The organism is Devosia aquimaris, assembly GCF_020169335.1.
Classification (GTDB): Bacteria; Pseudomonadota; Alphaproteobacteria; order Rhizobiales; family Devosiaceae; genus Devosia; species Devosia aquimaris.
Map to the genome: position 1 here is coordinate 1,644,605 of NZ_JAIEZN010000001.1, position 13,848 is coordinate 1,658,452.

Below are 13,848 nucleotides of genomic sequence, written 5' to 3' on the forward strand. Positions count from 1 at the left end.
AGCTGAAAGGCGCGCGGTTTTCCAGACGATGGGCTAGAAGCCCGATCCGCCGACAAATTCGCGCCAGAGAGTGGCAACGATAATCTTGATGTCGAGCAGGATGGAGAAGTTCTGGATATAGGCCAGATCGTGGTCAATGCGCGCCACGGCAACTTCGGCACGATCGGTCGGCCCACGAAGGCCATTGACCTGGGCCCAGCCGGACAGGCCCGGACGCATCTCCCAGCGCTTGGCGTAGTAGGGAACCAGATCCTGATAGTCCACACCGCCAGCCAGCATCCGTACGGGATGCGGGCGCGGACCGACGATCGACATGTGGCCGAGCAGAATATTGATCAGCTGGGGCAGTTCATCGATCGACGTCTTGCGCAGAAAGGCACCGATCTTGGTGATGCGCTGGTCGTTCTTGACGGTCTGCTGCAGTCCCGACCGGTCACCAAGATGGTTGTACATGGTGCGGAACTTGAACATGGGGAACAGCTTCCCGTGCAGACCCGGCCGCTGCTGCACGAACAGGACAGGGCCCGGGCTGGTCACTTTGACGGCGATCGCCACCATGACCAGCAACGGCATCAGCGCCACAAGCGCCAGACCAGACAAGGCAATGTCCAGAGCGCGCTTCACGACCAGTGACACCGGACGCACGGGTGCAGCACCCTCGACAGAATACGCCAGGCCACTGGCCAAGGCGCGGGGTGCGGGAGATGCGTAGTAGGCCGATACCTCGGAAACAGCCGCGGACGGCTGATCCGAAGCCAACTTATACGAGACATTACTATCAGCTAGCTGCAGGTCCACGGCGCCCTCACAGATCCAACTTAACTATTCATTAACACTGCCACAATGCATGTCGGGTGTCATCTGCCCAGCACCGACCAAATGGCCCGATGGTTAGGCGGAAAGGTAAATGGAACGATCGGTTCGAACTGCCAGCCCCGGAATTCTGCGGCATTCGGGCCGATTTACCTCAGTCAAGCAAGCATGAGATGCAAAGTTGGTCTGCAACGAACGCATGCTTAGACTGTCCAGAAAGCAGAAAGGGGCCCGCACAATGTGCGGACCCCTATATTCGTTAATAGGCTTAGGCGAGCAACATATCGTCGCTGATGCCCAGGCCGTTGTCCTGGAACACGATGTCGAGGCCGGTAATATCGCCGACCACAACCTGTGCCGATGCACTGCCATGGGACAGGTAGCTGACAACGTCGGTCGCAGTATCCTTGAGCAGGATGTCATCACGGCCGTCGCCATCATAGTCGCCGATCCCGACCACCTGCTGCCCGGTGTACAGGCCAACGTTGACGTTGGACTGGCCCGCCGAGAAGAAGTTCAGGAAGCCATTGCTGTTGCTCTGGAACAGCAGATCGTCCTTGCCATCACCATTGAAGTCGCCGACACCGACCAGCGACCGGTTGGTCTGGTAGCCGATGCTGCTGCCATTGAGATAGCTGACCCAACCATTGGCATTCTGGAACACCAGCTCGTCGACACCGTCTCCGTTCACATCAGCAATGCCGATCAGCGAACGGCCCGACTGCACACCAAGATCGGTGCTCTGCAGCCCGCTGTCGGTCACCGACAGATAGGACAGGAAGCTGTTTGACGTCGACTTGAACAGGATGTCATCGCGACCATCGCCGTTCAGATCGCCAATCCCCAGCACGGTCTTGCCCGAGATGGACCCGATGTTGAGGTTGGTCTGAGCGCTCTCAAGCATCGACAGGTAGTCCGTCGGGGACTTGAGAAGCACGTCATCCTTGCCATCGCCGTTGAAGTCACCAACGGCCACCACGCTGCGGTTGCCAACGCTACCAATATTCACATTGGTCTCGCCGCCACTGCGGAAGGAGTGCCAGCCGCTCGCCGTCTTCTGCAGGATATCGGTCTTGCCGTCCCCATTGAAGTCGCCCAGACCCAGCAACGTATTGCCGAAGGTATGACCGATATCGATCGAGGTGCCTGGCGTACCGCCGTCCCGCAGCTCAAGCGGAGCGCCGCGGGTCGGATCCACATTGATGTTGTCGACCAGCAGGATGTCGGCCTTGAAGTTCCCGTTGAAGTCGCCATCGGTCGATGCCGAGAGCAGCATGTCATCGAACTGGAACTGCTCGATGCCCGAGAACGTATCAGTGCCATCCACACCGGTGATTGTGCCAGCAGCGTAGTTGATCAGGTATTGCGAGCGGTTGCCCTGGAACACGGCGGTGTCGATGCCGTCGCCGCCGATCAGCGTGTCATTGCCGGCACCGCCAAAGAGCTGGTCATTGCCGCCACCGCCACTGAGCGTATTGGCCAGGCCGTTGCCATACATGTAGTCGTCCTGGGCCGTACCGATGGCGTTTTCGATACTGGTCAGCGTCTGGGTGAACAGGATCGAAGAGGCAATGCCGCTCAGATCGATGTTCATGCCCACCGCGATGCCAGAGGCATCATAGGTGTCGACGCCGGCGCCGCCATTGATCAGGTCATTGCCGAGTGTGGCAAAGAACGTGTTGGCGGCGCTGTTGCCGTAAAGCGCGTCGGCCAAGGCGGAGCCGCGGATATTCTCGAAACCGGTTATGGTCTGCGAGAAGCCCACGCCCGTCATCGAACCCGAAGCCAGGTTCAGCGTCACCCCGCTCGAGATGGCACTGAGATCGATCAGATCCTTGGTGCCGGCGCCGGCATTGACGGTATGGCCGGTACCATTGGCGGCGACATAGGTGTCGTCACCGCCACCCAGGGTCAGGTCGAGCTTGCCAGCATTGAAGGCTGACGCATCAACCACGTCGGCGAACGCCCCTGCCCCGAGCACCAGCTTGACGTCTTCCACACCGCTTATTGCCAGGGTAGCCGCATTGATGGCCACGGAGGCATTGGTGATCGTCGCCGTGGTGGCGCCCGTCGCACCGCTCGCGCGGATGTCGAGCAGGTCGTTGTCCGCCCCACCGTTGATCGTGTCGTTGCCGTCACCCAGGTTGTAGATGACCACATCGGCACCGGCCCCCAGCGAGATGGTGTCGTCGCCCAGACCGGCCGTGACCGTCTGCGCGAAGCCGTTCAGGCTGCCCTCGATCAGGTCATCATTGGCCGTACCGATGATCGCCTGTGCGCCGGCGCCCAGGGCATAGATGCCCACCGCCGTTGCCGAGCCAGCGAAGCTGTTGGCCCCGACCAGCGTGTTGGCGTCGAAGCTGGCAGCGGAAGCGCCGATGCCGATGTTCTCCACCGCATTGTCGAAGGTGTTAGCCGAGACATCTGCAGACACCAGAGAAGCGTAGGTGTCGAGCGAAATACCGACATTGTTGCCCACTAAGCTATTGCCCGTGAACGTCAGGTCATTGGTTCCGTTGACATAGATGCCAGTCGACCAGCCGGTGAAGGCACTGTTGGTGACAGTGAGCCCGGTCCCGGTGCCGATGTCGGTCACGATGGCGCGGTAGCCGTCAGTCAGCCCGCCAGCGCGGTAGAACACGCTGTTGGAAATGCTGACATTGCTGCCCGACACCACAATGCCTGCCGCATCATGCGGGCCACCATTACCGCCCTGCGCAATACGCAGACCGTCGATGACCACATTGTCCGCCTGGACAATGATGCGCCCGGTGTAGGTGCTGCCTGCAACGACCGACGGGTCAATGCCGCTGGCATCTGCGCCATGGCCTGCGCCGATGATCTTCAGGCCAGCCAGGCTTGCGCCGATGATGACGTCACCGCTGCCGATCGAACCGTCGCCAAGCACGATGGTGTCACCGGCCTGAGCGTAGGCCACAGCTGCAGCCAGCGAGGCAAAGCCACCATTTCCGACCAGCAGGATGCTGCCCGAAGTGCCCTGGATGATTTCCACACCCGAGACGGTGTCGGTGCCATCAACCCCGCCATTGACGGTGAAGCTGCCAGAACCGCTGGTGATGTCGGCGATGGTGATGTCGGCATTGTAGATTGCCTTGTCCACGCCGGCCCCGCCAACGATGGTGTCGTCGCCAGCGCCACCGGTGACGACGTCGTCACCGCCGTTGCCCGCGATATAGTCCTTGCCGGACGTGCCGATGATGGTGTCAGCGGCTGTAAGGCTACCGTCGACGAAGAGATACTCGTCGGTGGGCGTATTGGTCACCACATCATCCGAAACATCCAGCGTCACGGGAGCCGTCAGGTTGCGGGTATTGAACTCGGTGTCGACGCCCTCGAAGGTGTTGGGGCCAACGCTGTCGATACCCGTTGCGGCCAGGCCGAAGGCAAAGCCGGTGCCGGCGTTGACGATGGTATTGCCCGAGACGTCGCTGTCAGTGTTGACGAAGGAGTCAAGGTTGGCAGCCGTACGGGTGTTCTCGAACGTGTTGCCGGTGATGATCGTCTCCACCCCGCCACCATCGGACCAAACGCCGGAGCGCCAGGCAGCTGTGCTGTACTTGCCATAGGCCTGGTTTTCGCCAGCCGTGATCAGGTTGTCCGTGATCGTGACAGTGCCGCCGGCCATCGGGCCGACAAAGATCGCAAAGTCCGCGCTGGTAGTGCCGCCGTAGACCGTGCTCTCGAACACAGAGTTGGTCACGGTGTGGCCCGAGGAGGTCATGCCCAGGGCGTAGCTGCCCGTCTGGTCGTGCAGGAACTTGACGCCATCGATGACGACAGCGCCGGCCGCCGAGATGGTGACCTTGCCGTCGATGACAGATTCGCCACCGCGGCTGTCCGTACCACCAACGCCGGCGTTGGCACCGATAATGGTGACCTGCTTGCTGATGGTTGCGTCACCGGTGTGGGTGCCGACCGACAGCATGATGATATCGCCGTCGACAGCAGCCACAAGTGCATCGGCCAGGGTGGCAAAGCCACCGCCGCCGACCAGCAGCGTACGGGTGCCACTGGCCTGGTCCTCGATGATCTCGACACCCGAGATGGTGTCGGTACCTTCGGAGGCGGACGACACTGTCCAGCCACCAGCAGCCGTGGCAACGATGGTGACCGCATCGGCATAGACGGCCGTATCCACACCGGCACCGCCGGTGATGTCATCGGCGCCGTCGCCACCGGTGAAGGTGTCGCGGCCGCTGCCGCCAACGAAGATGTTGGCATCGGCATCACCCACGAAGGTGATGCTGCCCGTGCTGGTCGGAGCCGCCACGAAGTCGTTCTCGGCGCCCGCAGTGACCGTCATGGTCGATTGCGTGACATTGTCGATATCGGCAACAGTCGCGCCGGTGATGGTGACGCCGGTAACCTCGACAGCGGGGCCGCCGATGGACTTGCCGGGCTCGCCAGCGCGGATACCGGTCGACGTATCGTCAATGGTACCGTTCTGGACAATCACCGAGCCAGTGTAGGTGGCCGCATTGCTGCCGCCGTAGCTGCCATCATCGCGCACCTTAATGCTGATGGCGCCGCCAAAGTCGTCCACGACGGTATCGGGACCATTGCTGGCGCCGACATTGTTCATGTCGAAGCCTTCAATGACAATGCCCGAGTAGGCGCCGTACTTGAGGTTGATGTCGATACCGTTGCCGAACTCGCCCACCTGGGTAAAGCCGGTCGCCGGGTTCTTCGATGCAAAGGCATAGCCACGCCCGAAGGTGCCGACATCGTCCATGACCACGTTCTTGATCGTGCTCTGGTCGAAGGTTTCGACGTAGATGCCCTTTTCGGTCAGGTGCTCGAAATGGGTACCGTCGATGACAACATCGGTGGCCATGCCGCCGGTGCCGGTGGCCTTGGCGAAGTTGATGCCGATGTAGCTGTCAACAATGCTGCCGCCGGTGATGTCCAGGCCGGTCACGACCGCAGCCGTGCCCTTGTTGATGCCCACCACGGAGTCAGAGATATCGACATTGGCAATGGTGACATCTTCGATGCCGTTGCCAAGGTTGATGGCGTAGTGGAACCCGGCAATGGCCAGGCCGGAGATCGTGACATTGTCCGCGCTCAGCACCAGGCCCGAGCCGGACGCATTGCTGTAGCTTGTCGCGTCCTGGAAGAAGTCAGCGGTCGAGCCCGTGATGCCGTTGTCGGCATTGAACGTGCCCTGAATGACAGCATCACCCACCCCGACGATGGAGATACCGGCCACATTGACGTTCACATTGCCGCTGTGGGTACCGGTGACCAGGATCACATCGCCAGTCTGCGATGCATTGATCGCGGTCTGCAGGTCGGCATAGCCGCCCTCGCCACCGACGAGCAGGTAGCGGCCGCCAGCATGCTCGACAACTTCGAGCTTCAGGCTGTCTGCGCCAGCACCCGACGAGGTCAGCACCCAGTTGCCATTCACGTCAACCGAGAACTCACCAACGCTGAGCGTCTCGGAATAGACGGCGGTATCCAGGCCCGCGCCACCGACCATGGTGTCGTTGCCGGCGCCGATATTGGCATCGGCAACATTGCTGCCCCAGAAGACGTCATTGCCATCATTGCCTTCCATGACGTCATTGCCGCCATGGCCGATGATCAGGTCGGCGCCAGACGTACCGGAGATGGTGTTCTCATGGGTCGTCTGGGCGGCCTTGTCACCCTGCAGGGCGATAACCTGTGCGGGCGACGACACGATGGTGAAGCCGGACGCATCGAGATTGCCGGCAATGCCGTCGATGTTGATCGTGGGCCAGTTCGGACCGGCCGAAGCAGCAGAAACGTCGAGATTGTCTACGCTCAGGCCATCGGCGTCGGCGTAGTTGTAGACAGCAACCGGTGCCTTGGTGAACGAACCGTCCACGGTGACATTGTCAAAGCTCACCGTGCCAATCGGCGTGCTGTTGGCCAGTTCATTGTTGGGCGTGCCGATCAGCTCGAACGCACCAGCAGCGCCTGTACCGGTCGCCGAGACATCGGTGAAGCTGGCATCGCCGGTGAAGTCATACAACTTGACCAGGTAGCCGGCGCCCGACAGATCGGTATCGGCCATGGCAATGGCAGCCACATTGTCGCCGAACACGGCCAGACCGTACTGCGAGAAGCCCGAGATGGAGCTTCCCGAAATGTTCAGCGTGCCAATGTCGTCACCGTCATCGACCAGGATGGCAGTGTTGCCCGTGCCCGAAATGTCGATGTTGGTGATCGTGACGTCACCGCCCACAGCATCAAAGCTGATGGCAGCGCCGCTCACCGCAGTCAGATGCACTTCGCCTGCACCGATCAGGGTAATGGCCTTGTCGATCACCAGGTTCTCGGCATAGGTGCCCTGAGCGATCATCACCACGTCGCCGGCATCGGCAGCGTCGATTGCAGCCTGGATGCTGGCATAGCCGCCGTGGCCGACGAGCCGGTAAACAGTGGCGCCGTCGTCAACGATTTCAACGTTCTGCAGCGTGTCCTGGCCGTTGCTCCAGTTGCTCAGGTTCGAGACCAGCTCGGCAGGCGCCGAGTAGAACACGGTGTCCGTGCCGGTGCCGCCATCGACCTGGTTGGTGCCGCTGCCGGTAACAAAGCTATCGTCGCCAGCGCCGCCGAGCAGGTCGTCGTCGCCGCCGCCGCCAAAGATGCTGTCGTTGTAGTCAGTACCGGTGATGGTGTTGTTGCTGGCGTCGCCCGTGATCGACAGGCCGTTGGTCAGCTGCGACGCCGCGCTTGCATCCACATTGCCATTGGTGCCGCCGGTGATGAACACGGCCTCGACGTTCTCGACCGTGTTGCCGATCGTCAACGTATCGTCCGGGGCGCTGGGCGCAAAGATGATCTGGTCGGCGCCGTCGCCGCCATCCACCACGTCACCGGACATTTCCAGGCCGCTGGAGTAGTAGAAGCTGTCGGCATCAGCACCACCGGTCATGGTGTCAGCACCCTGGCCGCCATAGAAGTGGTCGGCGCCGCCATTGCCGGTCAGCGTGTCATCACCGGCGCGGCCCTGGAACACATCCACACCGGACGTGCCGGTAAAGACGTCATTGGTTGCCAGGCCCTGCGGCGTGGTGATCGGCCCCGAAGCATTCTCGCCAGTGATGGTCGAGAAATCGACGGTACCACCCGTGCCATCGAAGTTGACCAGGCCCCACGGGGCGCTGGCGTTGACGAAGTCGATGTCGAGGACAGGATTGGTGGCAAAGCTCTGCATGTCATAGACCGACACGGCATCCGAACCATAGGTGCCAGAGACGGTGACATTGGTGAAGGTGAAGCTGCCCGAATTCTGGTAGCCGCCGACGCCGGGCGTACCCGAGCGAACGCCGCTGACCGAAATGGCCTTGTGCGGATACACTTCCGTGCCAGCCGCGGTGCCGCCATTGCCGAAGACCGGCATGGTCAGCCCGTCGGTGGGGCTGCTGAAGGTGGTATCGGTGATCGTCAGATCGCCGTTGAAGCCAAACAGGTTGATGTGGCCCTTGCCCTTGGCACCGCTATGCAGCTGGCCGTTGTCGGTGAAGCTCGAGTCTTCGATGACGAACGCGCCGATGGTGTTGGTGTTGGCTGGCGTCGAGCCATTGGACGGATGGGCGTAGAACAGGCCCTGGCCGTTGGCATTGGCAATGTCCACGCCATCCAGAACGACCGTGCCGGCATTGACGCCGGGAACGTCGGTCGCGCTGGCGCGCACGGTGATGCCATAGGTGTTGCCGCTGGCATCGATATTGAGGTTGACGAACTTGAGCACGTCACCAGCGTTCATGACGTCGCTGACCGAGAACTGGCCATGAACGTCAACGACGCCCTGGCCCTCGATGGTGATCGCGCGGTCGGTGATCGTCACCGATTCAGTGTAGGAGCCGCTTGCCACCAGGACGATATCGCCATTGGCAGCCGCAGTCACGCCCGACTGGATCGTCGGGAACTCGCCGTTCTCGCCGACCAGCAGCACCTTCTGGCCACCAGCAAAGGTCAGCGTGCCGGCATTGACGATCGTCGTCACATTGGCCGGGTTGGCCTTGTCGGTGACGATGGCCGTCTCACCATCCCAGGTGATCGTGTAATCGGCGGAGCTGCCCGTGAACGAGACAGTGTCAGCATCGGCGCCACCATCGATGTGGTCCGTGCCGGCCGTGGCGACAAAGGTATCCGAACCAGCATTACCGGTCAGGGTATTGTTCGCAGACGAGCCCGTGATCGTGTCATTGCCCGAGCCGCCAACGGCGTTCTCGATGTTCTTGATCGTGCTGGTGCCGCCAAAACCAGTCGCGGTCTGGCCGGCCAGGTTGATGGTCACATTGGTCGTCGCTGCGCTGGCGTCGAACGTGTCGCCATTGGGACCGTTACCGGGCGTGCTGCCATCGCCATTGATGATGTCGGTGCCGGCGGAGGCATAGAAAATGTTGTCGCCTGCACTGCCATTGATGACGTCGTTGAAGCTGGAACCGCGCACGTTTTCGATGCTGGTCAGGCCGTCCAGGCCGACGCTGCTGCCACCCACGGCAAAGCCGTCACCGGCCACAACGCCATCGAACGGGTTGGTGTCGAGGTCGACGGTCACGCCTTCGCCCGCGGCAGAGGCGTCATAGGTGTCGCTGCCGCCCTGGCCGTCGATCACGTCGTTGCCGGCGGACGAGTAGAAGGTCTCATCAGCGGCCGAGCCCACGATGGTGTCGTTGGCAGGCGTGCCATAGCCTTCGTTTTCATACAGGCTCACGCTGTCGATCTTGAGGCCGTCGGTGACCGTGTTGTTGACGAACCAGCCATAGCGGTTGCCACCAACAACAGTGTCCAGCACGTCGCTGGCCTGGTTCAGGGTCTTCTCAAACAACGGCGTCGAGCTGCCATCCAGCACCTTGAAGTCCACGGCAAGCGTGCCATCGCCATTGTCGCGGAAGGTTTGCTCGAAAGTGTACCAGCCGCTGGCGGTGATGCTAGCCGTGTCGGACAGCGCTGCCAGGTCGCCACGCGGACCGGAGCCGGCGTTGTTGGAGGCGTTGATGAGCACCGCCCCGGACGCATCCTTGGTCGCGTGGAAGATGAAGTCGCGGCGGAAACCACCGGCACTGGAAGCCAGCTCGGCATTCTGCGTGCTCGAAGCCACCGAATAGTCAAAGCCCTGGCCGTCGACCCAGTTGACGTCGATGTAGATCGCGATGCGGGTCGTGTAGCCGCCGGCGAACTCGCTCGAGTAGCTGCCGAAGCGCGTAAACGCGCCTTCTTCAACGATTGCGTAGTTCGAGCCGGACGCCGCGCCTGACGGATCGGTGGTCACAACGCTAACCGGGCCGACCCAGCCACCTGCGTCGACCTCAAAATCCTGCTCGAAACGACTGATTTCGTTACTCATCGCGATTTACACCCCAGCTGAAAATGACTGTCGCAGGGGGAGCACGCAGGACTGAACACCATCCGCCTCCCCCCTGACTACGGATTTTTACCGCCATGAGGTATATGGCTCAAAATGGCACAGCGCAAGAACAGTTGTTTACGGATCGTTAATTTGACAGTTTATGACGGAAATACTGCAAGACTTCGTACCCGTCGTAGCCGGCAAACTATTTCGATGGGGCATTTCGTTCCGCCGAGAGATTTAAATCTCGTGCAGGTAGTGCAGTTTTAGTCCGGCCGCGACAACGCAAGCCGACGTTGGTCTTCCGCCAACGACGCAGAAGCACCATCGAACGCCGGGAGCGATGAGCGTTCTTCGCAGACGGGCGCATCCACATGAGATTTTCTTGTGATCCGAAGCGCTGCCGACACGGGATCGCCGCCGCCAACGGCGCGGCCGCCCGTCGAACGGAATGCGGCCACCTGCCCGACCAGACGCTCCACAGTTCTCAAGGCAACGGCGGCGCATCCGTTTGGATGCGCCGCCGCGTCATGATCCAGGTCTGAGGCGTTCGACGATCAGTCGTAAACGAAAGCGGACTGCAGCGACTTGATAAACGGCTCAAACAGATATTGCAGCATAGTGCGCTCCCCAGCCACGACCGTGACATCTGCGGGCATGCCGGGGGAGAGATAGACACCCTTGTGGTGCGCCAGTTCCTCGGGCGGAATGCGAACCCTGATCTCGTAATAGCTCTGCTTGCTCGCCTCATCCATCTTGAGGTCCGCTGCCACTGCCAACACCTTGCCGTTGAGCGGCAGGGAATTGCGACTGGCGAAAGGAATAATGGTCACATGGGCCGCCTGGTCCACCGTCACCAGATCGATGTACTGCGGCGCCAGCCGGGCAACGATGATCAGGTCATCGTTGCGCGGCACCACTTCCATAATGGTCTCGCCGGGGCGCACCACCTCCCCCGCGGTCTGCGTCCGCAGATTGATGACCGTGCCGTCGACAGGGCTATGGATCTCGGTGCGTTGCAGCGCATCGCCGGTCGAGGCCATGCTCTCGCCGAGCTGGGCGATGGTGTCATTGACCTTGGAGGCCTGTTGCGCCACCTCCTCGAAATAGCTCTCACGGCTCTGCAGCATCTGCAGCCGCGTTTCCTCAATGCTCTGGCCGGCCTTGGCCACGCGCGCGCCGTTGGCGGCAATGGCACTTTCGAGCCGCGCCAGCTCCCGCCTGAGCGCATTGACTTCTGACCGCGACACGAGCTGCTGGTCGAGCAGGTTCTGCTTGTCGCGCAATTCATCCTCGATCAGCGCCTGCTGGGTCGCAAGGCCGGCTGTTTCGGCCTGCACCGACGAAATCTCGCTCTGCAGCTGTTCAACGCGCCGCCCCAGGATCTGCTGCTGCTGGCTGCGCGAGGCCTGACGGGTCTCAAAGCTCCGCCGTTCTGAGGCGATGAACGCCTGCATCCCGGCGTCTTCGACATCCACCACCTCAGGCGGCACCGTCCAGTCGCCGGCCTCAGAGGCTTCCGCCTCAAGGCGAGCCCGCGTCACCAGCAAACGTAGCCACTGCACCTGCTGGCCGGAAAAGCTGGCCTCCGCACGCACGGGATTGAGCGTCATCAGCAATTGCCCGGCTTTGACTTCCTGGTTTTCCTTGACGAAGATCTGCTGGGTAATGCCGCCCTCAAGGTGCTGAATGGCCTTGCGGTTGGAATCCGGGCTCACCTGGCCCGATGCAATGGCGCCACTGACCAGCGGCGCTGTCGCAGCCCAGAAGCCGAGCGCGCCGAAAAACAGGGCTATCACAGCGATGCCGAGCAGGATCGGCCCGCGCATCAGGCTGAACAGGTGAATTTTGGCTTCCGCGGCGGCTGGGGCCGGCGGCTGGCCGGGCCGACCGGGTACGCCCGGCTGCTGCAAGGTCATGTCGGTCATGATGCGCCTCCCGTCGTGCCGGCGGCCTGGGTTTCGCCCACGGGCACCAGGGTCGGCTTGCGCTGCGGCGCATTGGCCGCCATCTCGCGCAGCACGTCGTCGCGGTCGCCAAATCGCTCCAGAACACCGTCACGCATGATGCCCAGCTTGTCGATCGGCTGCAGCAGCGTCGAACGATGGCTGACTACAACCACCGTCGTGCCGGCCTGCTTGGCCCTGGCAATGGCTTCTACCAGTGCCGTCTCGCCATCCTGGTCGAGGTTCGAATTCGGTTCGTCCAGCACCACGAGGCGCGGCGAACCATAGAGCGCCCGCGCCAGGCCAATGCGCTGGCGCTGACCGCCGCTGAGGAAGGCGCCCCGCGGCCCCAGTTCGGTGTCGTACCCATTGGGCAGGCGCAGGATCATCTCGTGGCAACCGGCAGCCTTGGCGGCAGCAACCGTGGCCTCGTCATTGTTGTCGCCCAGCCGGGCGATATTGTCGCGCACGGTGCCCGAGAACAGCTCCACATTCTGCGGCATGTAGCCGATGACCCGCGACGTATCGTCCGGGTTGAGTGTGATGACGTCGGCACCATCGAGCCGCACATTGCCACGGGACGGCGCAATGGCCCCTACCAGCATGCGGCAGAGCGTCGTCTTTCCGGAGGCCGAAGGCCCAACAAGTGCCAGCGCCGTCCCCGGCTCCATGGCAAAGGTGGCGCGACGCACCGCCGGCGTCGGGGCATCGGGAAGCTGGAAGGCGACTTCTTCCACGCTCAGGCGCCCCTTGAGGCCCGGCAGCGCGATCGCTTCGGACTCCTTGGGCAATGCCTTGAAGAAGCGCTTGAGGTTGCCGTACGACTCCCGGGCCGCTGCGAATTGCTTCCAGGATCCGATCACCTGTTCGATTGGCGCCAGAGCGCGGCCCAGGACGATCGAGGAGGCAATCATGCCGCCCGACGTCAGCTCGCCGCGGATGACCAGCAGCGCGCCCAGGCCCAGCGCTGCACTCTGCACGGCAATGCGGATGGCCTTGGACATCGAACTGATGACCGCACTGATATCGGCGGCGTTCTGCGCCAGCATGCCGGACTGCTCGACATGGTGGCGATAGCGCCGCGAAACGGCCTTCTGCATGCCCATGGCATTGACAACTTCGGCATTCAGGATCGCGGCCTGGGCGAAGTCATTGGCCTGCTGTGCCTTGGCGCCCGACTGCTGGATGGCCCGGCGTGTGGCAAAGTCATTGGCCAGCGCCAGCAGGAACAGCACGATGGCCGACACCAGTGCCAGTATGCCCAGCCAGGGGTGGATCGTGGCAATGATCAGCACGAAGAACGGAACCCATGGCGCATCCAGGAACGGCAGCACAGCCGGGCTGCCCAGATAGTTACGCGCCGTGCCGAAGTCCTCCACCAGCCGGCGCCGCTCGAACCGCGGTGAACGCGACTGCACGATGGACTGGGTCAGCACCGGATCGCGCAGCAGCAGGTCCAGCATGTGGCCCAGCCGGGTCAACAGGAAGGAGCGCACGCCTTCCAGAAGCCCCAGCGTGGCCAGCGCCAACGCCGCGATGATGCTGAGATAGATCAGGGTTTCAATCTGCCCGGTGCCCAGCACCCGGTCATAGACCTGCATCATATAGATGGGCGAGGTCAGGATGAGCAGATTGACGAAGATACTGAACACCAGCACCAGGCCGATCGAGAGGTTCAGGTTGTACGAAACTGCAAGATCGTCCCATACAGAACGCAAGGGTCTGGCCATGAAAGCTTTA

General features: G+C 62.0%; 4 protein-coding genes. All 4 read right to left on the reverse strand.

Annotation, left to right across the window (positions count from 1 at the left end):
* Nucleotides 1–33 precede the first annotated feature (33 nt).
* Nucleotides 34–624 carry a sugar transferase gene (locus tag K1177_RS07910; protein ID WP_224702737.1) on the reverse strand — a complete coding sequence of 197 codons (591 nt, stop codon included), beginning with the start codon at nucleotides 622–624 and terminating at the stop codon, nucleotides 34–36.
* Nucleotides 625–1,081: 457 nt separating this feature from the next.
* Nucleotides 1,082–10,159, reverse strand: coding sequence for a hypothetical protein (locus K1177_RS07915; protein ID WP_224702738.1), 9,078 nt, complete (start codon nucleotides 10,157–10,159; stop codon nucleotides 1,082–1,084).
* Nucleotides 10,160–10,719: 560 nt separating this feature from the next.
* The gene (locus K1177_RS07920; protein WP_224702739.1) at nucleotides 10,720–12,090 is read right to left on the reverse strand and encodes an HlyD family type I secretion periplasmic adaptor subunit; all 1,371 of its coding nucleotides are present in this window, start codon (nucleotides 12,088–12,090) and stop codon (nucleotides 10,720–10,722) included.
* On the reverse strand, nucleotides 12,087–13,826 hold the full coding sequence (locus tag K1177_RS07925) for a type I secretion system permease/ATPase (protein WP_224702740.1): 1,740 nt from the start codon (nucleotides 13,824–13,826) through the stop codon (nucleotides 12,087–12,089). The genes K1177_RS07920 and K1177_RS07925 overlap by 4 nt, the downstream gene beginning before the upstream one ends.
* Between the last annotated feature and the right edge of the window lie 22 nt (nucleotides 13,827–13,848).